18 protein-coding genes, 1 tRNA gene and 1 rRNA gene are annotated in these 24,793 nt (G+C 41.6%); 8 read left to right on the top strand and 12 right to left on the bottom strand.

The window, feature by feature from the left end:
- Positions 1–98 precede the first annotated feature (98 nt).
- A 16S ribosomal RNA gene (locus ACZ9EE_RS22320) occupies positions 99–1,648 on the bottom strand.
- 392 nt (positions 1,649–2,040) lie between these two features.
- Between ACZ9EE_RS22320 and ACZ9EE_RS22315 the strand changes: the two genes are divergently transcribed.
- The 4 genes from ACZ9EE_RS22315 (at position 2,041) to ACZ9EE_RS22300 (ending at position 4,978) form a co-directional block, all read left to right on the top strand.
- Positions 2,041–2,736 carry an MgtC/SapB family protein gene (locus ACZ9EE_RS22315; protein WP_476030677.1) on the top strand — a complete coding sequence of 232 codons (696 nt, stop codon included), beginning with the start codon at positions 2,041–2,043 and terminating at the stop codon, positions 2,734–2,736.
- 77 nt (positions 2,737–2,813) lie between these two features.
- A tRNA-Ala gene (locus ACZ9EE_RS22310) sits at positions 2,814–2,886 on the top strand.
- Between the two features lie 215 nt (positions 2,887–3,101).
- Positions 3,102–3,449 (top strand): DUF485 domain-containing protein, encoded by a 348-nt coding sequence (locus tag ACZ9EE_RS22305; protein ID WP_476033056.1) that lies wholly within the window; start codon positions 3,102–3,104, stop codon positions 3,447–3,449.
- A complete protein-coding gene (locus tag ACZ9EE_RS22300) occupies positions 3,446–4,978 on the top strand; it encodes a solute symporter family protein (protein WP_476030675.1) in 1,533 nt (510 codons plus the stop codon). The genes ACZ9EE_RS22305 and ACZ9EE_RS22300 overlap by 4 nt, the downstream gene beginning before the upstream one ends.
- 42 nt (positions 4,979–5,020) lie before the next feature.
- Here the strand turns inward: ACZ9EE_RS22300 and ACZ9EE_RS22295 are convergent, their stop codons facing one another.
- Positions 5,021–6,433 (bottom strand): DEAD/DEAH box helicase, encoded by a 1,413-nt coding sequence (locus ACZ9EE_RS22295; protein ID WP_476030673.1) that lies wholly within the window; start codon positions 6,431–6,433, stop codon positions 5,021–5,023.
- Between the two features lie 184 nt (positions 6,434–6,617).
- On the opposite strand from ACZ9EE_RS22295, the gene ACZ9EE_RS22290 reads away from it, so the two are divergent.
- Positions 6,618–7,190 (top strand): RBBP9/YdeN family alpha/beta hydrolase, encoded by a 573-nt coding sequence (locus tag ACZ9EE_RS22290; RefSeq protein WP_476030671.1) that lies wholly within the window; start codon positions 6,618–6,620, stop codon positions 7,188–7,190.
- 153 nt (positions 7,191–7,343) lie between these two features.
- Positions 7,344–8,228, top strand: a complete 885-nt coding sequence (locus tag ACZ9EE_RS22285; RefSeq protein WP_476030669.1) for a selenium metabolism-associated LysR family transcriptional regulator — start codon at positions 7,344–7,346, stop codon at positions 8,226–8,228.
- 280 nt (positions 8,229–8,508) lie between these two features.
- On the opposite strand, the gene ACZ9EE_RS22280 is transcribed toward ACZ9EE_RS22285, so the two are convergent.
- The 4 genes from ACZ9EE_RS22280 to ACZ9EE_RS22265 all read right to left on the bottom strand — a co-directional run bounded on the left by ACZ9EE_RS22280 (position 8,509) and on the right by ACZ9EE_RS22265 (position 12,907).
- Positions 8,509–10,008: an acyl-CoA synthetase gene (locus ACZ9EE_RS22280; protein WP_476030667.1), complete on the bottom strand. Its 1,500-nt coding sequence runs from the start codon at positions 10,006–10,008 to the stop codon at positions 8,509–8,511.
- Positions 10,009–10,033: 25 nt separating this feature from the next.
- A complete protein-coding gene (gene phaZ / locus ACZ9EE_RS22275) occupies positions 10,034–10,927 on the bottom strand; it encodes an intracellular short-chain-length polyhydroxyalkanoate depolymerase (RefSeq protein WP_476030665.1) in 894 nt (297 codons plus the stop codon).
- Positions 10,927–11,937 carry a 3-oxoacyl-ACP synthase gene (locus tag ACZ9EE_RS22270; RefSeq protein ID WP_476030663.1) on the bottom strand — a complete coding sequence of 337 codons (1,011 nt, stop codon included), beginning with the start codon at positions 11,935–11,937 and terminating at the stop codon, positions 10,927–10,929. Before ACZ9EE_RS22270 ends, phaZ begins: the two co-directional genes overlap by 1 nt.
- 217 nt (positions 11,938–12,154) lie before the next feature.
- The gene (locus tag ACZ9EE_RS22265) at positions 12,155–12,907 is read right to left on the bottom strand and encodes a glucose 1-dehydrogenase (RefSeq protein WP_476030662.1); all 753 of its coding nucleotides are present in this window, start codon (positions 12,905–12,907) and stop codon (positions 12,155–12,157) included.
- Positions 12,908–13,065: 158 nt separating this feature from the next.
- Between ACZ9EE_RS22265 and ACZ9EE_RS22260 the strand changes: the two genes are divergently transcribed.
- The gene (locus ACZ9EE_RS22260; protein WP_476030660.1) at positions 13,066–13,209 is read left to right on the top strand and encodes a hypothetical protein; all 144 of its coding nucleotides are present in this window, start codon (positions 13,066–13,068) and stop codon (positions 13,207–13,209) included.
- A gap of 65 nt (positions 13,210–13,274) precedes the next feature.
- Complete coding sequence (locus ACZ9EE_RS22255; protein ID WP_476030658.1) at positions 13,275–15,809, top strand: EAL domain-containing protein; 2,535 nt, start codon at positions 13,275–13,277, stop codon at positions 15,807–15,809.
- A gap of 1,088 nt (positions 15,810–16,897) precedes the next feature.
- On the opposite strand, the gene thrB is transcribed toward ACZ9EE_RS22255, so the two are convergent.
- From thrB to ACZ9EE_RS22225, 6 genes are all read right to left on the bottom strand, one after another.
- Complete coding sequence (gene thrB, locus ACZ9EE_RS22250; RefSeq protein WP_476030656.1) at positions 16,898–17,806, bottom strand: homoserine kinase; 909 nt, start codon at positions 17,804–17,806, stop codon at positions 16,898–16,900.
- 81 nt (positions 17,807–17,887) lie between these two features.
- On the bottom strand, positions 17,888–19,183 hold the full coding sequence (locus ACZ9EE_RS22245; protein WP_476030654.1) for a homoserine dehydrogenase: 1,296 nt from the start codon (positions 19,181–19,183) through the stop codon (positions 17,888–17,890).
- 217 nt (positions 19,184–19,400) lie between these two features.
- On the bottom strand, positions 19,401–20,525 hold the full coding sequence (locus ACZ9EE_RS22240; RefSeq protein ID WP_476030652.1) for an HAD family hydrolase: 1,125 nt from the start codon (positions 20,523–20,525) through the stop codon (positions 19,401–19,403).
- A gap of 296 nt (positions 20,526–20,821) precedes the next feature.
- Positions 20,822–22,030 (bottom strand): acyl-CoA dehydrogenase family protein, encoded by a 1,209-nt coding sequence (locus ACZ9EE_RS22235; RefSeq protein WP_476030650.1) that lies wholly within the window; start codon positions 22,028–22,030, stop codon positions 20,822–20,824.
- Between the two features lie 12 nt (positions 22,031–22,042).
- Positions 22,043–23,227: a CaiB/BaiF CoA transferase family protein gene (locus ACZ9EE_RS22230; protein ID WP_476030648.1), complete on the bottom strand. Its 1,185-nt coding sequence runs from the start codon at positions 23,225–23,227 to the stop codon at positions 22,043–22,045.
- Between the two features lie 133 nt (positions 23,228–23,360).
- On the bottom strand, positions 23,361–24,782 hold the full coding sequence (locus tag ACZ9EE_RS22225; RefSeq protein WP_476033055.1) for an NAD-dependent succinate-semialdehyde dehydrogenase: 1,422 nt from the start codon (positions 24,780–24,782) through the stop codon (positions 23,361–23,363).
- Between the last annotated feature and the right edge of the window lie 11 nt (positions 24,783–24,793).

The following is a 24,793-nucleotide window of genomic DNA, read 5'->3' as shown; positions in this document are numbered from 1 at the left end:
AAAAAGCCTTGAGAGAATTGCACTCTCAAAACTAAACAAACAGAAAACCATCAAACAAACGTTTTTGTCTGGCTCATATGTCCAGCTTATATCCTTAGAAAGGAGGTGATCCAGCCGCACCTTCCGATACGGCTACCTTGTTACGACTTCACCCCAATCATCTGTCCCACCTTAGGCGGCTGGCTCCTTACGGTTACCCCACCGACTTCGGGTGTTACAAACTCTCGTGGTGTGACGGGCGGTGTGTACAAGGCCCGGGAACGTATTCACCGCGGCATGCTGATCCGCGATTACTAGCGATTCCGGCTTCATGTAGGCGAGTTGCAGCCTACAATCCGAACTGAGAATGGTTTTATGGGATTGGCTAGGCCTCGCGGCTTTGCTGCCCTTTGTACCATCCATTGTAGCACGTGTGTAGCCCAGGTCATAAGGGGCATGATGATTTGACGTCATCCCCACCTTCCTCCGGTTTGTCACCGGCAGTCACCTTAGAGTGCCCAACTGAATGCTGGCAACTAAGATCAAGGGTTGCGCTCGTTGCGGGACTTAACCCAACATCTCACGACACGAGCTGACGACAACCATGCACCACCTGTCACTCTGTCCCCCGAAGGGGAAATTCCTATCTCTAGGAGTGTCAGAGGATGTCAAGACCTGGTAAGGTTCTTCGCGTTGCTTCGAATTAAACCACATGCTCCACCGCTTGTGCGGGCCCCCGTCAATTCCTTTGAGTTTCAGCCTTGCGGCCGTACTCCCCAGGCGGAGTGCTTAATGCGTTAGCTGCAGCACTAAAGGGCGGAAACCCTCTAACACTTAGCACTCATCGTTTACGGCGTGGACTACCAGGGTATCTAATCCTGTTTGCTCCCCACGCTTTCGCGCCTCAGCGTCAGTTACAGACCAGAAAGCCGCCTTCGCCACTGGTGTTCCTCCACATCTCTACGCATTTCACCGCTACACGTGGAATTCCGCTTTCCTCTTCTGCACTCAAGTCCCCCAGTTTCCAATGACCCTCCACGGTTGAGCCGTGGGCTTTCACATCAGACTTAAAGGACCGCCTGCGCGCGCTTTACGCCCAATAATTCCGGACAACGCTTGCCACCTACGTATTACCGCGGCTGCTGGCACGTAGTTAGCCGTGGCTTTCTGGTTAGGTACCGTCAAGGTACCGGCAGTTACTCCGGTACTTGTTCTTCCCTAACAACAGAGCTTTACGACCCGAAGGCCTTCATCACTCACGCGGCGTTGCTCCATCAGACTTTCGTCCATTGTGGAAGATTCCCTACTGCTGCCTCCCGTAGGAGTCTGGGCCGTGTCTCAGTCCCAGTGTGGCCGATCACCCTCTCAGGTCGGCTACGCATCGTCGCCTTGGTGAGCCGTTACCTCACCAACTAGCTAATGCGCCGCGGGCCCATCTGTAAGTGTCAGCCGAAACCGACTTTCAACTTTCCCACATGAGAGGGAAAGAATTATCCGGTATTAGCACCGGTTTCCCGGTGTTATCCCAGTCTTACAGGCAGGTTGCCCACGTGTTACTCACCCGTCCGCCGCTAACCAACAGGAGCAAGCTCCTATCGATTCGCTCGACTTGCATGTATTAGGCACGCCGCCAGCGTTCGTCCTGAGCCAGGATCAAACTCTCCGAGAAAGTTGATTAGCTCATTTTGTTACGTTGGCTTCATTTCATAAGAAATGAATATTATTGTTTGTTGACGTTTTTGTTTGTTTAGTTTTCAAAGAACAATTGCTGTACATTTTTTTGCACCGCTCAAAAGCGACTCTCATAATGTATCACATCTCTCAACTTAATGTCAACAACTTTTTAAAAATTATTTTTCAGTTGTGTACCTTCTCGCTGAGGACGAGATTTAATATATCATGATAAATAAATGATTGCAATATAATTTTAAAAACTTTTTTATTTTAATTTTATTAAATCAAAAATTAAACAAAGGACTTTCTATTCTTCCCTTTATTCCTAAAAATAGTTTAGAATCGTATTAAGTACCACCAAACAACTATAGTATCGGAAGTGATGAGATGAGTACTACAGACGTTGATATATTGATTAAATTAGGAATTTCAGCAGTATTTGGACTAATTATTGGTCTTGAACGGGAACTTAAGCGTAAACCAGTAGGACTGAAAACAAGTCTTGTTATTTCTGTTGTAAGCTGTCTGCTAACAATAGTATCAATTCAATCTGCGTATATGTTTCCAAACACTAATGATGTCAGAATTACCATGGATCCACTGAGACTGGCGGCACAAATCGTATCAGGAATTGGTTTTTTAGGTGCAGGGGTTATATTAAGAAGAGGAAACGACAGTATTTCAGGTTTAACCACAGCAGCTATGATTTGGGGAGCCGCCGGTATTGGAATTGCAGTAGGAGCCGGATTTTATCTTGAAGCTTTTGTTGGTGTAGCTCTGTTAATTATAAGTGTTGAATTAGTACCATTTTTAATGAAACTATTTGGTCCAAAACAATTACGGGAAAAGGAAATCAATCTCCAACTATTTATAAGGGATCAAACGCAAATAGAAACATCCATTGCTTTTTTAATGAATAAAAAGTATATTATCCGCCGGCTGCGAATTAAAGATTTAGATAACGGAGACCATCTGGTGCAAATTTTAATGGCAGTAGATTATCGAGAAAAAACAACTGATGTTTATGCTGTGGTTTCTGAATTAGATGGGGTACAAAAGGTGGAAATTGAAAGCATAAGTTAAAAAATTGACTTATTCATTAAATTTCCTCTTGCAAGATTAATGTCATACAGATATAATTTATTTTGTACCACATACACGGGGGCTTAGCTCAGCTGGGAGAGCGCTTGCATGGCATGCAAGAGGTCGTCGGTTCGATCCCGATAGTCTCCATCTTAAAACCTTTGCAAATGCAGAGGTTTTTTTGTTTATCTTAATTTTTTGATGGTAAAAAATGACTATTTTTATTATTTTTCTTGCCTGAGTACTAGCATTCTTACTATAATTAGAATTGAAATTATAATTTTCAGAAAAGTCTTTCTTTGAAAGGAGGCATCTACTACCCATCAGCTTCACGGTGATATCCCTTAAGTGTTTGCATGTTTTATATGAAAGGGGGCTTCCCATTGGAGGCACAAAAAACAAATAATACTTCTGAAAGCGATTACACTTCTATTGTTCACTCAGCCGCATTTCAAAAATTACTCTCCGAAAAGAAAAAGTTTATTATTCCGATCACGATTTTCTTCTTTTGCTTTTATTTTGCACTTCCTATTCTAACTTCTTATACAACCATCTTAAATCATAAATTTATCGGCAGTATTACTTGGGCATGGGTATTTGCTTTCCTTCAATTTGTTATGACATGGGGATTATGTATTCTTTATTCCAAAAAAGCAGCTAAATTTGACAAATTAGCAGATGAAGTAATCCATGAAGGAGGAAAGAACGAATGAATACTCCTGCATTTCTTATGTTTCTTGGTATTGTTTTCGTTACATTAATTATTACCTACTATGCTTCTAAGAAAACCAAAAATGCTAGTGAATTTTATACCGCAGGCGGAGGGCTTACAGGATGGCAAAATGGAATGGCCATAGCAGGCGATTATATGTCAGCTGCATCATTCCTTGGAATTGCCGGAGCTGTTGCATTAACAGGGTTTGACGGATTTTTTTATAGCATTGGCTTCCTAGTTGCCTATTTAGTGGTTCTATATTTGGTGGCTGAACCGCTAAGGAACCTCGGAAAATATACTTTCGCAGACATGATCGCAGCCCGCTTTGACGCTAAAAGGATACGCGGCTTTGCTGCTATGAATACCATTGCTATTTCTATCTTTTATATGATTGCCCAACTTGTCGGAGCAGGTGCCCTTATTAAACTATTATTAGGTTTAGACTACACAACCTCGGTTTTAATTGTTGGGGTCTTAATGACTGTTTATGTTATTTTTGGCGGAATGCATGCCACGAGCTGGGTCCAAATCATTAAGGCAATCCTATTAATGGGCGGTACCTTCTTAATCTCTATTATTGTTTTAGCAAAGTTTAATTGGAGTATTACTGATATGTTTGATCAAATGAGAACCGCCACACCTTTAAAAGAATCCTTTTTAAATCCTGGTGTTAAGTACAAAATCGGACTTGATACCATATCTCTAAATATGGGCTTAGTACTCGGCACAGCCGGGCTCCCCCATATACTCGTCCGGTTCTTTACCGTTAAAGATGCAAAAACTGCCCGTTCTTCGGTTGTGTATGCAACCTGGATTATCGGAATCTTTTATGTAATGACTATTTTCCTCGGCTTCGGTGCTGCAGCCTTTGTTGGGAATTCTGAAATTGTCGCTGCAAATCCAGCTGGAAATATGGCCGCCCCACTATTAGCAAAAGCTGTTGGTGGAGATATGATGTTTGCTTTTATTTCAGCTGTAGCGTTCGCAACGATCCTAGCCGTTGTAGCCGGACTTGTCTTAACAGCCGCATCCGCATTTGCCCATGATTTTTATAATGAGATTTTACGTAAAGGGAAAGCCACTGAAAAGCAGCAAGTCAGTATGGCACGCTGGGCTGCAATCGGTGTTTCAATCATCTCTATCATCCTTGCGCTGGGTGCCCAAACACTGAATGTTGCCTTCCTTGTTTCGCTTGCGTTTGCCGTTGCTGCAAGTGCAAACTTGCCGGTTATCATTTACACGATTTATTGGAAACGATTTAATACCACAGGTGCAATTTGGGCCATGGTAGTAGGTCTAATCTCAGCAGTAGGGTTAGTTTTAATTAGTCCAAATGTATTCAGCCCTGAAGCAGGAAAAGCTATTTTTGTCGGCAATCCTATTTTCCCCTATACTACACCAGGGATTGTTTCGATCCCATTCGGATTTATTGCCGGGTATTTAGGAACCATCTTCTCAAGTCAAAAATCAGATGTGAAAAAGTTTGAGGAAGTTCTTGTTAAATCCAATACTGGAATTGGTATTTGAGGAAAGTCAAAAGGGACTGATCAATGAATCAGTCCCTTTGTTTTAGCGTTTCCTGCTGCTTCTAGCTGTTGTTGGTTTTCCGCTTCCTCTAGTGGACTTGCTCGAAGCTGAAAAATTGGTCCGTTTTCCTCTACTATCCTTCATCACACTAGATGTTTTGGTCGTCTCTTTTTTAGCACCTCTGTTTGATCCATCAGACCTCCTGTCATTTCCGTTTTTATTCCTATTACTGTCTTTTAGAAATTTATTTTGCTTTTCTCTTCCATAGCCATGTGTTTTTGCTGGACCAGTGCGCCGTCTATCTGACCTGTCCCCTTCAGAACTCTTTTTTTCGTTTGTCTGATTCCCATCGCTTTGTTTTGGGATCGTAATCGAAAGTTCCTTTTCAATTTGCTCAAGCGCAGGCAGGTCAGCAGATGAATAGAATGTTACTGCTAGTCCGGTCATCCCTGCCCTTCCTGTCCGCCCGATCCGATGGACATAGCTTTCGGCATCTTGCGGGATATCATAGTTAAAGACATGGGTTATTCCCTCAATATCAAGACCTCTTGCCGCAACATCGGTTGCGACTAATAATTGTAATTCTGCCTCTCTAAAACGTTTCATGACCTGTTCCCGTTTTGCTTGGGACAAATCACCATGTAACTCATCACATGAAAAGCCATGGGCCTTCAGAGCATCATATAATTTACTAACCCTTCGTTTTGTCCGGCAAAAAATAACAGCTAAAAATGGCCGATAGGTCTCAATTAATGAAATCAGGGCTCCCTGTTTTGCTCTGTCGGTCGTATGAATTCCCAGTTGTTTCACACTAACTGCGGGTCCCTGTGTTTTTTCAATCTGAATATATTCAGGATTACGCATATGTTTTGCTGCTAATTTTCTAATTTCCTGCGGCATGGTAGCCGAGAATAACAAAGTTTGTCTTGTCGCCGGTGTTTCCTTAATGATTTCCTCGACTTCGCCGAGAAAACCGATATGCAGCATTTGGTCGGCTTCATCTAACACGAGAAAAGAGGTTTCTGATAATCGGACTGTTCCTCTCCTGATATGATCTAACAGGCGTCCAGGTGTTCCTACTACAATTTGTGGATTCCTTTTTAGCTTTTTCAACTGTTTGTCTACATCTTGACCCCCGTAGACTGCTAAAACAGCTAAACCTTGAATATCGGCAATCATTTTTTCAATTTCTTCCGTTATTTGTAAGGCCAATTCCCTTGTAGGCGCGACAATTAGCGCTTGGACATGTGTAGCCTCTCGATCTATTTTTTCGATAATGGGTAAGATAAAGGCAAACGTTTTACCTGTTCCAGTTTGCGCCTGGGCAATCACATCGTCCCCCTTCATTACAAATGGAATGGCTTGTTTTTGTATCGGTGTTGGGACGGCGACACCATAAGTCCGTAATAGATCGGCAAGCTCTTTAGATATACCTAACGATAAGAAGTCTGACAAATAATACCCCTACTTTCTAATTTACATATTCACTAATAATGAGTGTTTATCGTGTTAATTGCAATTATACATTCTCTATATGTAACAAAAGCTGTTGCCATTTCTACTTAAAAACCTTATAATCATACATAATACCAACTTATTCAATCGGAATAATGTATATTAAATTCACAGGAGGGATTGGATGAATCAACAACAGTTTCTTATAATTCATGGTTTAGGCGGTAGCGGCCATGACCATTGGCAAACATGGCTGGCAGATTCTTTAACGGAAAAAAATTATCGAGTGAGTTATCCTACCTTTTCAACTTTTCATTCACCAAATCTAAAAGTCTGGTTAGAGGAATTACATCTCGCTATTGAAACTATTCCGGCCGATTCAGAGCTTACCGTTATCACTCATAGTTTAGGCTGTCTCCTGTGGCTTCATTATGCAGCAACTCAGGACAAAAAGTTAGCAAAGCGTGTAATTCTCGTTGCGCCACCATCTCCAACGATCACACTCTCGGAAGCAGAATCCTTTTTTCCAGTACCATTAAACAGTAATCAGTTGTCTCGAACAGCAGAGGAGATCTTGTTTATCCATTCCAATAATGATCCTTATTGCAATATAGAGGATACCAAACTCTATTTAAACCTTGATCATCCTTCTTTTGTAATTCCCAATGCTGGTCATATTAATCCAGTATCAGGTTATGGAAAGTGGCCGTCAATCCTTGATCTGTCTCTAACAAACAAAATACCCATTCTAACATAACGTAAGGAGTGATGTTCATCCATTACTCCTTTTTTGTATGCTTTAAAAATAATATGGCCAAATTCACTTTTAACTGTGTATTTATGATACGCTACTGTATATCTATATCATCTATTATCAGCCATCTATTCTATCAATTAAGGAGAAGATGTCATGGATTTACACCAACTCTATGTATTTACAAAGGTTGTTGAGCATAAAAGTTTTTCAAAGGCTGCGGAAGATATCTTCTTAAGCCAATCAACGGTCAGTTCCCATATACAAGGACTCGAGAAAATGCTGGGAGTCAGATTATTTGACCGTGTGGGACGGGAAAGTATCCTAACTCCATATGGAGAACGATTGTATCATTGGGCCCTTCAGCTTTTACTAATTAAAGATCAGGCATTACTTGATTTAAAGGAAGGAATGACCTCACTTCGGGGAATGATTCGAATCGCAGCAAGTTCAGTTCCTGGGCAGTTTATGGTTCCAAGGATGATTAAACAATTTAGGGAGAAATACCCTGAGGTTATCTTTCATATCAACCAATCTTCCTCAAAACAAGTGGCCGAAAAGGTCCTAAATGGTTCAGTGGACATGGGGGTGTTAGGTCAGAAATTCGAAAATGATAAATTACGCTATATACCATTATTAAAAGAAAAACTTGTTCTCGCTGCTTCTAATGAAATGAGGTTAACGGAACCAGTGAACATAATCGATATCTTACCCTACCCGTTTATCATGAGGAATTCTGATTCAGGAACGAATGCTTTATTAGAACGATTTTTGAAAAAAAATAAAATTACCAAGGACCAGTTAAATATTGTTTCCTATATTGAAGACGGGCAGAGCTTAATACAGTTGGTGATTGAAAATGTCGGCATTTCCATCATTTCAGAAGTAGCTGCGCGGGAATATTCCCGCCATAACATGCTTAAGATGTATAACATCCAACATTTTGATGACGAACGATATTTTTATCTTGTTTATAACATTAACAAAACCCAATCAATTGTTTCTCAATTATTTATTGAAAGTGTCGATGAATTGGTTTAGGCTTTGATAAATTTGGATCATCTCTACAAAAATAAAGCAAGAAAGTGTCCCAAAAGTATAACTTTTAGGGGCACCTTCTTGCTTCTACTTTAAACTAGTCTGTTGATTTCCGCTCCAGGTGCGAGCGGTTCGCGGGCGGTCCGGGAATCCTCCTCGGCGCTTAAAAGCGCCTGTGGGGTCTCCCCAGCCCCGTACTCCCGCAGGAGTCTTCGCGCCTTCCGCTCCAATCAACAGAGTGTGCAAAAATTATTCATCAACCTCCTTTTGGGTCAGCCTCCTTTTATCTGTTAATCCCTATTTCTTTTAATTTCTTTTTATCAATTTTTCCAACGTGTGTTTTAGGCAGTTCCTCTAAATGAATAAATTGTTTGGGAATCTTATAACGGCCCAATTTCGACTCACAATAATTTTTTAATTCGTGTTCTTCTAATGTAAAAGGTTTAAGTAACGAAATGAAGGCTATTACAATCTCACCCCATTTTTCATCAGGGAGTCCGATTACAGCTGCTTCATTAATTGCAGGATGAGCGGTAAGCCAATGTTCGATTTCTAGTGGATACACATTTTCTCCTCCGGTAATAATCATATCCTTCTTCCGTCCGACAATATAAAAATAACCATCCTCATCCTGTTTGGCTAAATCGCCGGTATGAATCCATCCCTCCCTAACAGTTTCCTGGGTAGCCGTTTCTTGATTCCAATAAAACGAAAAAGAATGTTTGCCACTAATTAAGATTTCTCCAACTTCGTTAGCCTTCGTTTCAGAACCATCCGATTTCAACAATTTGATTGAATTAAATAACATTGGTTTCCCAACAGATCCACGTTTCATTTCTGCATCTTCGGGGCTAATATAAAAATTATTCGGTCCGGCTTCCGTCAGACCGTACCCTTCTTTAAAGGCTAATCTTTTTTTGTAAAGAGCTTCATAAATTTGGAGCGGACAGGGCGCTGCTCCAGATAGAAAGACCTTCATATTAGGAAATGTGCTCTCTTCGAACTCTTTCGTTTGAATCATCGTATGATACATAGTTGGAACGAGGAGGATAATCGTACAACGATACCGTTGTAAAGATTCAACGGCTTTGGCCCCAGAAAAGTGGTCTCCGATGACAACGGTCCCTCCACCCATCAAAATCGGAATGCTCAAGGCATTTAAGCCTCCGGTATGAAACATAGGCAAATAGTTAATCGTTGTATCTTCCATTGATAAACCCCAGCTGATAACAGTGTTAACGGCATTCCAGACGATGGATTGATGACTTAACACGACACCTTTTGGTTTCCCGGTAGTTCCGCCCGTATAAATCATCGCCAGTGGGTCTGTTTCGGATATTGGCTCTTTTGAAACGGTATGGATGGGAGAAGAGACTAGTTTTTCATAGCTCGCCTCTCCTACTAAAAAGGAGCTTAGACCATCGCTGGTAAATTGCGGCCCAAGCGTCTCGAAATTTTGGTGGATCCCTATTAAAACGGGCGTACAGTCTGCTAAAATTCCCCTTAATTCATGCGGAGATAAACGCCAATTCAACGGAACAAAAATGGCGCCAATTTTTCCGCAGGCAAATAATAAATCGAAATAGCTAATATGATTAGGTGATATCAAGGCAATCCGATCACCTTTTCGTATACCCCGGTGATAAAGCCAGTTTGCAGCCGCACATGCACGATTATTTAGTTGTGAATAGGTCCAAGTTTTGTTACTTTCTTCATCAATAATGGCATTCTTACTTGGCGTTATTGTTGCTCTATGCTCCAGCCAATCTATTTCCCACCTCACCGAACTATCGCTCCTTCTTCACTCATCATCCTAAAAAATCAGTTATCACTGATAATAACTGCGTCAAATCATCAACCAGCGGGGAATGTCCGCAATTTTTTAATTCAATAAACTTCGCTTTACTTCCTAAATCCTCTAGTATTTCCTGCGTCATTTCTGCTGTTACTACATAATCCCGTTCTCCCCGCAATACAAGCACAGGGACATTAATGTCATCTGCTTTTCCATTACCTTCCACAAGACCATTGTGATGATGGCTGATATTAAAAGTATTATTAGAATGATGCACCTCTGCTAAATTCCGCTGCGTTCTCATATCCTGCAAATACTCCTTATAGAGCTCGGGTGAAGGTTGATTATGGGTATAAATCACTGCATTCCAAATTAACTTCAATAATTCCGTATTATTCGTATCATAAGCCGTCTGTACCGGAATCGTTTTGGTTACATCCTTTTTAATCTCTTCATGTAAAACAAACCGACGCGGCGTATCATTTTCATGTAGTTTACCGTCAAAAGGATAGCCTCTCGTTGATTCGGATGCTAATAAAATCAGCTTGTTACAATAGCCGGGGTAATCGGCTACAAACTGCATCGAAACTGCGCCTCCTGTTGACCAGCCCACAATGGCAAAGTCCTTTATACCAATCGCATCAACAAATAACTTCACATCGTCAGAAAAATCCTTAATTGACAAGACTAGATTGTTGTAGGTTGACTGGCCAAAGCCACGTAAATCAACGGCATACAGCTTATATTTGACATCAATATTTTCATAAACTAAATCCCAGTGCTTCGAAGAGGTCATATTTCCATGAATCAATAATACTTTTTGTTCTCCGCCTTCTCTTTCCCTATAAGCAAGTGTCTCCCCATTTGATAAATGAACTTCCTTCATTGTTACGTTTGCCACTTCCATCACCCTTTCCCCCATTTAATGGTCGTAGCTCCCCAGGCATAGCCGATGCCGGCACTTACCAGCACAACAACGTCTCCGTCCTTTACTTTTCCGTCCTTCAGGGCAAGCTCTAATGATAGAATCTGATCGATTTGACCGATATGCCCATAATCTTCGAGATAAATAGATTGTTCAGGAGACAACCCCAGCTCTTTTAAAACATATTCATGGGCAGACTTTTTCATGTGAAGAATGGCTAAATAGGCGATATCACTCACCTGATAACCGCTTTTCCGTACAGATTCCCTAATCACTTTCAAAAAGTTAGCCATTGACTTTTGCTCGAGACGAGACCGCATTCCCTCTGGATCAAGAACATCGAGCATATTAAGCCGCTGTTCAAGCGCCTCCTTTGTTATCGGGTTCTTTGTTCCTCCTGCTACTACCACAACGTCCTCGGAAAAAGAACCATCCGTTATCAGCTCTGTTTCTAACAAACCATTTTCGCTATGATCCTTTTTTAATAGAATGGCGCCACCGCCAGCCCCCAGATTATACATAAAACGGGTTCTAGGATTCTGATAATCAATAAAATCGACGTTCCGATAACCACCTGCAAGCAAGACCGTCCGGATTCCTGGATCGGCAATCATTAGACTTTTGGCGACTTTTAATGCCATAACGGTCGTACTACACCTTAATGCCGCATCAAATGCCCAAGCATTTAGTGCTCCAACCTCTTGCTGAAGCTTAATTCCCGCAGTCCAAAGTGGATATTCCTTATGCTCCTCACCGATATAAATGACAAGGTCAATATCCATGGGATTAATTCCGGCTTTTGCAACCGCTTGTTTGGCAGCGATAATCCCCATTTCACAGGTATGGTCCCCGGGTCCCGGGACATGCTTTTTCTTTATCCCCATTTTTTCTTCCAAAACTTGAATAGGGACACCAGACAATTGGGCAATCTGTTTACTCGTTAAGTATTCTTCAGGAAGATAAATAGCGGTACTAAGTATGCCAATTTGCAATCGCGCTCCCCCTTAAAATTTATCATCCTTAAAACCTCCATTTTATGATAAAAAGGATAGTTAGATTAGAGTGACACCAGAGAACCGGAGAGATGAGATGTTTTAAAATCTTAGGTCTTTCCTTTTTTTCTAAATATTTACACTATTTTACCATATTTACAAAAAGTAGAGGTAACTTCTTTTTTATCAAGACGCCTGCGGGAGGTCTTATTTGTGTTCACTCCTCCACATAAATCATTTTTTTGGTCATCCCTCCATCGACGACTAAATTAATACCGGTTACAAAATCGTTAGCGGGATTCGTTAAATAGAGACAAGCCTTTGCAATATCACTCGCTTTTCCAACTCGTTTTGATAAGTGCTGTTCATGGTCAGCTTGTGAAAGTTCAGCCTCATCACCATTATGAATCCAGCCCGGAGAAATGGCATTTACCGTTATTCGATCTTGACTAAATGAGGCAGCGAGTGCATGCGTAATCGCAACAATCCCCCCTTTTGAAGCCCCATAGCTTTCAGAGTTAGGCTCTGACATTAAGGCACGAGTTGAAGCAATATTCACAATCGCACCGCCAGTTGGATTTTTCCTCATATATTTGGCTGCTTCTCGTGAACAAAGAAATACGCTGCGTAAATTGGTGTTAAGAACATCATCCCATTCCTCAATCGTTAAATCATATGGTGATTTGAATACACCTTTTCCAGCATTATTGATCAGGATGTCGATCCGTCCAAATGTCTGTATAGCTGCTTCAACCAAGTGAATAATGTCCGTTTCACTTCTGACATCTGTTTTGACATAAAGGGCCTCTCCCCCCTGCTTTCTAATTTCAGTCACGGTTCGGTCACCTGCTTCAGAATCTACATCTGCCAAAACGACCTTTGCCCCTATTTTTGAATAGGCAGCGGCTACTCCACGGCCAATTCCTTTCGCTGCACCAGTTATCACGACAACTTTATTAAGAAAATCCACTAAATTTACCTCCTTTATTAAGCTCTTACACTTTCTTTATAGCATAGTCATAAATATAGACACAAAGATTTTGGATATAATGGATGATTTTCCCAAGTAATAAAACCTCTAAACCGGAAAAAACTACAAAAAAGAAATGATTTGAAAGGAGACTGATTATGGCTGAAAAGTGTTTTTATTGTACAGAGGATATTGAGGAACGACAATTGCACTTTGTCCCCTTTGTTTCAATGAATCAAGAAAGAGATGAAGCGCTATGTGATGAATGCTACCAGGAATGGCTGCAGGGGATAAAAGGGTAATTACTTACATCTAATCACAAGGTTGTCATTATCCCTTTAAAGTCGGTTACTGGAGTGTTGCATCATTGTCGATTAAGAAAAAGATTCCCTTGATTTTTTTTCTGCTAGTTTTGTTTATATTACTAGCGAATAACACCTTTCATTATTTTTGGTCGAAAAACCAGCTGCTGCAATATAACCAACGTGAAATCTCCGTGATTACAAATGAAGTGTCGTTCCAGGTGGAAAAGACCAGAGAGGGTTCATTATATGTAGAGAATATTCTAGGGAGGGATTTAAGAATTGCCTCCCTTGCCATCAAACAATCTCTTCCTCCAACCTATCAGGAAATTACCAACGATCAATTAAAAAAACTAGCGGCTGAGGTCCGGGTATCTCACATCACCTTATTAGCCAAATCTGCGGGCGATATTATTGGGGTCCGTTCATCTGACCCCGAAGAAATCAACATGTCGACAAAAGGCTGGGGCTATTGGTATGACGCCTACCAACAATTATTGGCCCTAAAACCTGTCAATGTAGGAAAAGGGTTAACGCTGCCAAACTATTGGTCCGGCCCAATTGAAATTGCCTCCTCCGATCCTGACCATATTGATAAATGGGGTTATTATTATGACGGGACAACGAACTATATCATCAACCCCTACTTTCGGGATAACGAAGTTTTGGAGTTTGAGCAACGATTTGGCCCTGGGAAAATTATTGAAGGTTACACAAAGGAACGAGGCATTTTAGAAATATCCGTATTTAATCCAAAAAACTTTGGGAAAAAGAGTGAAGTGGTCCACCTAAACGGAAATAGTTATATTCGCATTTCAGCAAGACCGATTTGGTATGGCAGTTATAAATTCCGCAATATCGAGACAGATGCCGCCTACATTAAGAAGGCAGTCAATACAAAGAAAGTGCAATCATACAACGATACCCTTAACAAGAAAAGTGTTTTAAAAACTTTTGTTCCTGTTTCCCCTAAATCGGGACAGCCTTTTGTGATTTGCCTTGTCTATAATTATGGTCTTATACAACAAGAGCTTCGACATGAACTATTTATGCATATACTTCTCTCGCTTGCGATCATGCTGATCGTGTTATTTGTCAGTTTTATTTTCTCCCGTTCGATAACTGAGCCAATTGGGTATATTGTTGAACAAGTAAATGAAATTGCACAAGGAAACTTTGGGAAGCACTTACACTTAAACAGAAAAGATGAATTAGGCCTTCTTACCGAAAATGTTAATGCGATGTCGACCGATTTACATCGGTATGTGGAGGACTTACAGCAAAGTAAGACCCTGATAGAATATCAGGCAAACCACGATCCATTAACCGGGTTATTAAATAGACGGTTTTTACAAGAAAAATTGAGCAGCATTATGATTCAGGCAGAAAAAAATAGCGAACCTGTATCTGTTTTGTTCATTGACATGGATCGTTTTAAACAAGTAAATGATTCCTATGGGCATAACAAGGGTGACGAGCTTTTAAACATTATTGCCGCAAGAATAAAGAATGGTCTTGATTCGGAAAAAAGTATCATAATAAGGCAAGGAGGGGATGAATTTATTATCCTTCTCCTCCGCCATGATCAAGAGGAAACAAAAGCGGCCGCTGAAAGGTTAATTGATATTCTTAAAAAACCTTACATGATAGATGGTAATGAATTTTACCTTGGTGCCAGCATAGGAATTAGCTGCTATCCAGAGCATACATCTAACATGGACACACTGATCAGCTATGCGGATATGGCCATGTATAATGCAAAGAAGAACGGCGGAAATAAGGCCATCTTTTATTCAGAAAAATCCATGCATTCAACTATTGATAGACCACGTCTTGAAGCCCACCTAAGAAGGGCGATTGAGAATAAAAAGATTGATGTGTTTTATCAGCCTAAAATTAAAGTGGATACAGGGGTGGTTTTTGGGGCAGAAGCTTTGGTGAGATGGACAGATGAGGAATTTGGAAATGTTTCACCGGTCATTTTTATCCCTATAGCTGAGGAAACTGGATTTATCCAGCCGCTTTGGGAACTTGTCATGGAAAAGGCCTGTGAACAAGTGAGTAAATGGAATCGAACTCGTTCGCACCCATTATCCGTCTCGGTCAACTTTTCAGCCAGGCAATTTCAAGAACCAGATCTGATGCTAGAGACGGTTAAGAAGATTCTTAACGAAAAAAATCTCCCGGCGCACCATTTTGAGATAGAAATAACGGAAAGTATCCTGTTAAATAATTCGGCTGAAATTGTCCAATCACTGCAAACCCTGCAAGACCAAGGCATCTCTATCTCTATTGATGACTTTGGCACAGGCTATTCATCGCTAAGCTATTTAAAGGATCTTCCGATCAACACATTAAAGATTGATCAATCCTTTATCCAGAATATTAATGAGAGCTTAGAAAATACAGAAATACCTGAGGCAATTATTAGTTTGGCCCGCGGCCTTCATTTGGATGTGATTGCAGAAGGTGTTGAAAAACAGCATCAAAAGGAGTTTTTACTTTCAAAAAATTGCGTCCTCATGCAAGGGTATTTGTTTAGCAAGCCAATAAGCAGTCCTGAGTTTGAGAAGTTTCTTGTCGATTTTGAAAACAAGTAATCAACTCAAATGAAAAGAGCAGCTCATAAGCTTAAGTAGTTCAGATATCGAGTAGAAAATTAAAATGCACAACTGAACTATCAATCTGATTAAAACTGCTTTTGTACGTAAATTAGCAAGTGAATTAGCAAAAAACACTTGGGAAACCGAGTGTTTTTTTATAGCGTGTCGGAAAACTTATTTGTAAGAAGATTTCCTGACTTTGGACAGAACTGAAGTAATTTAGCCATCTGCTGTCAAAAGATGACTCGACTTCGGACAGAACTGATGTAATTTAGCCATCTGCTGTCAGAAGATGACTCGACTTTGGACAGGAATGAAGTAATTTAGCCATCTGTTGTCCGAAGATGACTCGACTTCGGACAGAACTGAAGTAATTTAGCCATCTGCTGTCTGAAGTTGTCTCGACTTCGGACAGGACTGAAGTAATTTAGCCATCTGCTGTCAGAAGATACCTCGACCTCGGACAGAACTGATGTAATTTAGCCATCTGCTGTCCGAAGATGACTCGACTTTGGACAGGATTGAAGTAATTTAGCCATCTGCTGTCCGAAGATGACTCGACTTTGGACAGAACTGAAGTAATTTAGCCATCTGCTGTCTGAAGTTGTCTCGACTTCGGACAGGACTGAAGTAATTTAGCCATCTGCTGTCTGAAGTTGTCTCGACTTCGGACAGGACTGAAGTAATTTAGCCATCTGCTGTCAAAAGATACCTCGACTTCGGATAGGACTAATATAATTTTTCCTAATACTGTTTAAAGCTGCCCTATTTTCAGAGACTTTTGCCCTTCTGATGTTTCAAGTAGCAAGAGGCAGTTAAAATTACTTATCGTCCACCTTATTTGAATCATAACTAGGAAATTAGCATTACGTTTGTCGCATCAAATAACATATGACCAATAACTATTGTCCATATACTAATTTATAGGCCATTTTTATTGCTAGTATAGATATAATTCCATACAAACCTTGATATCAACAAAAACGAATAGTCCAATTCTATTGCGAATTGGACTGAAAAATACAGTTATAATTTAGTTTTTCTACCTTAAAACTCCACTACTTATCATAAGCTGCCCTTTTCTTTTATTTCACTAATTCTATCACACTGCTGCCAATATAATCGATTAATAGCTTTTTGGCGGTCATTTCAGGAAATCCAGCTTCTAAGGCCTTCACAAGACCTTCCGCCCTGCCTTTTTCAGTAAAACAAATCATCGTTGGCCCTGCTCCGCTTAATGCAGTCCCGAACGCCCCATTGGCTTTAGCCGTTTGTTCAATTTCATTATAACCATGAATAAGTGATTTACGATATGGCTGATGGAAACGATCACTCTCCATCATTTTTCCGGCAAGCTCCCAGTTTTGAGTTAATAGGGCACCAACTAATAGGTTGGCTGTAGATGAAGCTTCAATCGCTTCCTGGCGGGTGTAGGTTTCAGGCAATACATCCCGAGATGCCTTCGTTAGTAAGATTTCCTGAGGGATCAGGACAACCACCTCAATTGGAAGGTTTGTAAATGAAAGCATGTCGACCTCATTTTCCTTATAACAGCCAATAACCAGTCCGCCATAGATCGATGCTCCCACATTATCAGGATGGCCTTCCCATTCTGTCGCGTGAAGAAGCTTTTCCTGTTTGGTTAAGCCTAAACCGCCCACTGCATCAGCAAGCTCAATCCCTGCTACAATGGCCGATGCACTAGAACCAAGCCCTCTCGCTAGGGGAATATCACTTTCAACCTTAATTTTACAAGGAGAAAGCTCTACACCATAGTGAGCCGCCGTTTGAAGGGCAACCTTTACGATATAGTTGTCTTCACCCGTAGGGAAGTCCTTTAAGTCCTCACAAAAGGAATAGCAATGCCATTCTTTACTTTTCTCTATTTCTAAGGTCAAATACAAATCAAGCGCGAGACCCATTGAATCAAAGCCTGGGCCAAGATTGGCTGTACTTGCCGGGACCTTAATCAACATTCGGTCACAAAGTGTCATGCGTTTACAACTCCTTGAAAATGTTCTGTAACTGCCCTTTTAAGCATGAGGGAGTTGGATCTATTGATAAGTCTAGGCCAATCAGAGCGATTTTCTCACCACTCTATAGGCACTTTTGATTTCTTTAACGGCTTGTAGATCATATAATTCTAGTAGAATTTTATCGTAATTTGTTAACGAAGCCTTGTGTGTCACTAGGACAATTTCAGATGTTTCATGTTTCTTAATTGGAAGCTGAAGAATTTTTTCAAAGCTAACACCGTATTTGGCAAATATAGCGGTAATATCGGCAAATACTCCAACCTCATCCTGCACATGAATCCGTAAGAAGTATTTAGAAAACTTCTCTTCATTTTCCTTAAGCTTTTTCGGATATTGCGGTGATACGGCACTTCTGCCATTTACACCAAGTCTTAAATTCTTAATGACACCGACTAAATCTGAAACAATCGAAGTGGCTGTCGGCAGGCTTCCTGCTCCAGGTCCGTAGAACATCGTTTCGCCTACGGCTTCCCCGTATACATAAACAGCATTGTATTCATTTTGCACAGAGGCAAGCGGGTGATTATTCGATAAAAAGGTAGGGGCAACACTCACTTCTACCTTTTCCCCGTCTCTGTGAGCAAACCCGATTAGTTTCATCGTATAGCCTAGTTGTTTCCCGTAACGCAAGTCCTCTTCTGTCACGTTAGAAATACCGCTGACCTTTACGTCGTCTAAGTCAATATGCATCGAGAAGCCAAGGGTCGCAAGAATCGTCATTTTCCTTGCTGCATCTAGTCCCTCTACATCAGAAGTTGGATCAGATTCGGCAAATCCAAGTTCTTGTGCCTCTTTTAATACTTCTTCATAAGAGCGGCCTTCATCGCTCATTTTGGTTAAAATATAATTGGTTGTACCGTTGACGATTCCCATCATTTGCGTAATTCGATCAGAAGCAAGACCATCGACCAGCCCGCGTAAAATCGGAATCCCTCCTGCCACACTTGCTTCATAATATAAATCGCAGCCATGTTCTGAAGCGACAGTCAACAATTCTGAACCGTGCAGGGCCATTAAATCCTTATTCGCAGTAACGACATGCTTTCCTTGTCTTAGTGCTGTTATCAAATAATCTTTTGTGTCATGGACTCCGCCCATTACCTCTATTACTACGTCAATATCCTGATCGAAAAGAATTTCATCTGAATTAGATGTTAATAGATTGGGATCAACATGAACCGGTCTGCTTTTATGTACGTCTTGTACAAGAATTTTTTTTATGACAACCGGGCACCCCACTTGGTGAATTAATTTATCTTGGTGATTTTTAATAATTTGTACCACACCTGAACCGACGGTACCTAATCCTAAAAGACCAATCGAGATTGCTTCCATGTTTTCTCCTCCTGCCATGTCTACCTGAAGCGTACAATTGTTTTTCTATTGTAGACATTATATGACTCTCTTTATTTTTTTACAATAGGTTTATTTTTTATTTATTTAACTGTAACCGCTTCCTTCGTTGTTGTAAATGGTTTGGCTTAAAGTTGTGAAATTTTTCTGAATAGTGAAGTATCAAAAGGGAGCGGCGGCCGCCACTCCCTTTTATGTTTTATAAAATCGTTTTGATATCGAGGACAGTATCTAGAATATAATCCGCTTTATGCCGTTCAAAATCTTGTCGTGCATCTTTCCCAGAAAGACCCGTTAAAACGGCTGCAAATTGACAGCCTAGCTGTCTTGCAGCAAGAAGGTCTGCCAATGAATCACCGACCACCAATACTTCTTCCCCATTGTGAATTGGTAAAACTGCCTTCAAGCAGTCTAGAGTAGAAGTTCCTTTTCCTTTTAAACCCATGATATAGGTGAAAGGATGCGGCTTTGATAAGGATTGGGGGTCTGTTAGCTCATGCTCCGCTTTAGAGACCTCATCAGCCGTAATAATTCGTCTTTCGTCGAAATATTTTAGCCAATCTAAATGTTGAAAAGGCTGGATGGTTTCTAGCTCCGGCCTTCCTGTACCAATTCCAATCGTGATTCCAGATGAGGAAAGCTGCTGAAATAAAGCGGCAATTTCTTGCGCCGGAGCGAGGGTTGTCTCATTGGCCAGAAATCCCTTTTTACCGGTTTGGACTGATGGTCTGCCGGTTGAGGCAAAAACATGCTCGTCGCCCACATACCATTCCTGTGATACATGCTCACAAATGGACCAAAGCTCCCCTTTTTGAAAAATCGATGTTTCTACATCTAGCTTCTCTTTCGCCAGTGTATTCAAATAATCAAGCAATTCCTGTTTTGTCGCCTTAGACTTGGAGAATTCGTCTACAAACAAGCTAAAATTCAGGCCGACCTGATACCGGCTTAATACGCTGCCAATATCTCGTAGTGTTTCATAATTAATTGGTTTCGTAATCCATTGTATGATTTTTTCCGGCTCATCCTCTTTAATTTGCGATAGGAGATGGATGAGCTGGTGGCTAAAGGATAGGTAGATCATATCCCAGTTTGCGTTTAAGCCGCGCGATTTCATAAATTTAAGGACTTGGTCGTCTTGGAAGACCTTTTTCCTAAGGTGCTTAATTTCCTCATCCGTATAATCGGTTTTAAATTGTTCCGGTGCAAGTCCTAAATACTGGCTGCTAATCAACATTTCCCAAACAGTCAGGGCGGATGCATCAAAATAGTGCTCTTCGCTCAATAGGACCCCATCAACGTCAAATAAAACGGTGTTAATCAAATTCCCAACCCCCTTGATTCTTGGTTAACTTTTATACGTTATCGTAACACAGCGTGAGTTGTAATTTGAAGTATTTGACTACTTTTATTAAAAAAACAAGGGGCATCAATGGCGGATTTCTACGTAAATCCGTTTCTTTTCTACAAAGTTGAAGGCGAATTCTACGAAACTACCACACAATTCTACGAAATCCCAAACTAATACTACAAAAATTAGTAAATCACTCCCAAATTCCTTTTTAAAGAAAAAAATGCCGTTCGCCATCTCTCTCGGCGCACGGCTTAACCAAAAAACTCTTATCCTTTAATCAGACTCTCTTCAAAAGGCCACGATGGCAGCATTTTCCGTAACGGCTTATCCTCCCGGTATCCAAGGGCATATTCCCCTTGCATAATCGTATGAATTTCTCTAGTCCCCTCATAAATGACCGGGGCCTTGGCATTGCGTAAATAGCGCTCGACTGGAAACTCATTTGAGAATCCATATGCGCCGTGAATTTGGACGGCATCATTGGCTGCTTCGAGAGCAGCATCACAAGCAATCCACTTCGCCAAAGAAGTTTCTTGTGTATTCCGTTTTCCATTATTCTTTAACCAGCCTGCTTTAAAAACTAGCAATCGGGCAATCTCCAAATTTGCAGACATCTTCGCAATCATCTGCTGAACAAGCTGATGTTTGCCAATCTCCTTGCCGAAGGTTTTCCGTTCTTCACAATATTTCACACTTGCTTCGAGTGATGCCATGATCGTGCCGCATGCCCCTGCTGCCACCGTGAAGCGTCCATTATCAAGCGCCGACATTGCAATTTTAAAGCCTTCCCCTTCGTAACCAAGTAAATTCTCTGCCGGTACTCTTACTTGTTCTAAGAATACTTCACCCGTATTCCCTGCCCGAATCCCGAGCTTTCCCTTAATCGCCTTTGTAAAAACCCCATCAAAAGTCCGTTCAACAATAAAACATGAAATCCCACGGTGCCCAGCTTTCGGATCCGTTTTAGCAAAAATCAAAAAGTTGTCCGCCACATCGCATAAGGAGATCCACGTCTTCGAGCCAGTTAAAATATAGAAGTCTCCGTCCCTGACTGCCGTTGTTTCCATTGCGGCAACATCTGAACCAGCATTAGGCTCTGTCAGTCCAAAAGCCCCAACCTTTTCTCCTCTTGCTTGTGGAATCAAATATTTTTGTTTCTGTTCCTCTGTGCCCCATTGCAATAAGGTCATACTATTTAACCCCGTATGAACGGAGACAGCCGTCCTAAAAGCAGTGTCACCACGTTCGAGTTCCTCACACACGATCGCCAGTGTGTTATAATCCATTCCCACACCGCCATACTCCTCGGGAATACAAACTCCCATCAACTCAAGCTCAGCTAAGCGTTTTAGGATTCCAGTTTCAAACCGGCCATTTTCATCCCACTCTTTAATATAGGGGATAATTTCACGGTCGACAAAAGCCCTCACTACCTTTCGCACACTCTTTTGCTCATCCGTTAATGAAAAATTCATCGCTCTTCCTCCTCAAATGATTTTTAGCTGCGTCATTTCAGTGATTTCGTCTATTGTATAACCGAGCTGCAGTAAAACTTCCTTGGTATGCTCGCTGTATAGCGGCGGGTGGCGGTCCACTTTTACCGGTGTATCAGAAAATTTCAATGGAGAGCCCACAAGCTGTAAGTCCTTAATAATTGGATGGTTCACCTTCATCACCATTTCTCTTGCCACCGCCTGCTCAGACTCCAACGCCTCTTTGACCGTATGTATCGGTCCATTCGGTATTCCTGCTTTATCAAGTAACCGCTTCCATTCTATTCTGGTTTTTAATCTTATTTTTGCAGCGATGGTTTCTACTAGCTCCTTCTTATTCTCCAGCCTTGAGCAGTTCGTTTGGAACCGCTCAGATAACAGTGTGTCATCTTCGAGCAATTTCGCCAGCTTCAAATATTGGCGGTCATTCCCCACCGCCAGAATAAACTCTCCGTCCCTTGCAGAAAAAACCTGGTAGGGCACAATATTGGGGTGGTCATTGCCAAGCCGCCCGGGAATGGTTCCCGAACACAAATAATTGCTCGCGACGTTTACTAGTGCTGCTAATTGGGAGTCAAATAAAGAGATATCTATCTCCTGACCTTGTCCCGTTTTGTTTCGATGCTGAAGGGCAGCTAAAATTCCAATACAAGTAAACAAAGCAGTAAGGACATCGGCTATCGCCACCCCGACCTTCGCGGGTTCTCCATCCCTCTCGCCTGTAATACTCATTAATCCCGACATGGCTTGTATAATATAATCATAGCCAGGGAGATGCGCGGATGGGCCTGTTGTCCCGAACCCGCTGATCGATGCCAAGATGATCCCTGGATTAGTTTTTTTCATCTCGGTGTAACCAAAACAAAGCCGTTCAAGTGTTCCGGGTTTAAAATTCTGCACCACTACATCTGCATCGTCGATGAGACTGCGGAGAATTTCCTTCCCTTGGTCTGTTTTTAAATTTAGAGTTATCCCCTGCTTATTTCGATTGGCACATAAATAATAGGCACTTTCTCCACCTACAAACGGCGGTCCCCAGCCTCGTGTCTCATCCCCGCCATCAACGCTTTCAATTTTAATGACTTCGGCTCCCATATCGCCTAACATCATCGTGCAATATGGGCCGGCTAATACACGTGATAAATCAATGATTTTTAATCCATAAAGTGGTCCTGACACTAATCTGCCTCCCTCCTATCAAAATTTAATAGAAACAGCCTCTACGAGCGGCTATTCTGCAAGAAAGCCAGTGAAAGCAGTCAATGGCAAGGCACTGACTGCTTACTGGCTCCTATTAAAATGCATGTTCTAATTAAATATCTAATCCAATCGAGATATACTTTACTTCTAAAAACTCTTCAATTCCGTAATGCCCGCCTTCACGGCCAAGCCCGCTTTCCTTATAGCCGCCAAACGGAGCTTGAACCACCGATGGCAGGGCATCATTTAAGCCGATAATTCCATATTCCAGCTGTTCTGTAATCCTAAACGAGCGGCTTAAATTTTCCGTATACACATAGGCGGCCAATCCGTAGCAGGAATTGTTGGCCCGTTCAATCACTTCCTCTTCCGTTTTGAAGGTCGAAATCGGCGCAAGTGGACCAAAAATTTCATCCCTCATACATTCCATTTCATCATGGATATTGGTAAGAATCGTCGGGGCATAGAAATAACCTCTATCATCGACTGGCTTAAGGCCGCTATAAGTAACCTTACCGCCTTTTTTAACGGCATCATGAACCAATGACTCTACTTTTTTATAAGCTGATTTATCAATTAACGGGCCGATATCTGTACCTTCTTCAAGTCCATTACCGACTTTAAGCTTTTCTAGTTCCGCTTGAAAAAGCTTTATAAATTCATCTGCAACACCTTCCTGGACATAGACCCGATTGGTACAAATACAGGTTTGACCGGCATTGCGGAATTTGGATTGAACTAGTCCGTTTGCTGCCTTTGCTAGGTTTGCATCATCCATCACGATAAATGGAGCATTCCCGCCAAGCTCTAACGAAACTTTTTTTACATTCTCAGCTGCCCCGCGCATTAACGTCTTCCCGACTTCAGTAGAACCGGTAAAAGTTATTTTCGTTACACGGGGATCTTTTAACCAAACTTCGCCAATTTCCGAAGATCGTCCAGTAATGACGTTAATCACTCCTGCTGGGATCCCTGCTTCATGTGCCAGCTCCGCCATTTTTAAGGCCGTAAGCGGTGTTTGGTTGGCCGGCTTCACGACAGCGGTACACCCTGCCGCAAGGGCTGGAGCAACTTTTCTAGTAATCATCGCCGCCGGAAAATTCCACGGGGTAATCGCCGCAATGACACCGACTGGTTCCTTTCTTACTAGTATTCTTTTATTTGGACTTGATGCAGGGATGGTCTCACCATAGACCCTCTTTGCCTCCTCGGCATACCAAGAGATAAAGCCATTAGCATACGATACCTCACCTAAGGCTTCCTTTAACGGCTTCCCTTGCTCAATGGTCATAATTCTAGCAATTTCTTCTTTATTTTTTTCAATCAAATAGAACCATTTCATCAAAAGTGCATAGCGCTCTTCCGCTGTCCGTCTTGACCAATTTTTAAAGGCTTTATGAGCCGCATCCACAGCCTGCTTCGCTTCGTAGGCGCCGCCTGTTGGAACTGCACCAATCACTTCCTTCGTAGCTGGATTTAGGACGTCAGTAAATACCTCGTAGTCATTGCCCACCCATTCACCATTTAAATACATCGGATAAATTT

Source organism: Bacillus sp. URHA0034 (assembly GCF_056280405.1).
This window is presented reverse-complemented; position numbering and strand designations above follow the sequence as displayed.

Excerpts from the sequence above, each read along its gene's own strand:
- ACZ9EE_RS22315 (WP_476030677.1), top strand. The coding sequence starts at position 2,041 with ATGAGTACTACAGACGTTGATATATTGATTAAATTAGGAATTTCAGCA.
- ACZ9EE_RS22305 (WP_476033056.1), top strand. The coding sequence starts at position 3,102 with ATGAAAGGGGGCTTCCCATTGGAGGCACAAAAAACAAATAATACTTCT.
- ACZ9EE_RS22300 (WP_476030675.1), top strand. The coding sequence starts at position 3,446 with ATGAATACTCCTGCATTTCTTATGTTTCTTGGTATTGTTTTCGTTACA.
- ACZ9EE_RS22290 (WP_476030671.1), top strand. The coding sequence starts at position 6,618 with ATGAATCAACAACAGTTTCTTATAATTCATGGTTTAGGCGGTAGCGGC.
- ACZ9EE_RS22285 (WP_476030669.1), top strand. The coding sequence starts at position 7,344 with ATGGATTTACACCAACTCTATGTATTTACAAAGGTTGTTGAGCATAAA.
- phaZ (WP_476030665.1), bottom strand. The coding sequence starts at position 10,927 with ATGGAAGTGGCAAACGTAACAATGAAGGAAGTTCATTTATCAAATGGG.
- ACZ9EE_RS22260 (WP_476030660.1), top strand. The coding sequence starts at position 13,066 with ATGGCTGAAAAGTGTTTTTATTGTACAGAGGATATTGAGGAACGACAA.
- thrB (WP_476030656.1), bottom strand. The coding sequence starts at position 17,806 with ATGACACTTTGTGACCGAATGTTGATTAAGGTCCCGGCAAGTACAGCC.
- ACZ9EE_RS22245 (WP_476030654.1), bottom strand. The coding sequence starts at position 19,183 with ATGGAAGCAATCTCGATTGGTCTTTTAGGATTAGGTACCGTCGGTTCA.
- ACZ9EE_RS22235 (WP_476030650.1), bottom strand. The coding sequence starts at position 22,030 with ATGAATTTTTCATTAACGGATGAGCAAAAGAGTGTGCGAAAGGTAGTG.
- ACZ9EE_RS22225 (WP_476033055.1), bottom strand. The coding sequence starts at position 24,782 with ATGTATTTAAATGGTGAATGGGTGGGCAATGACTACGAGGTATTTACT.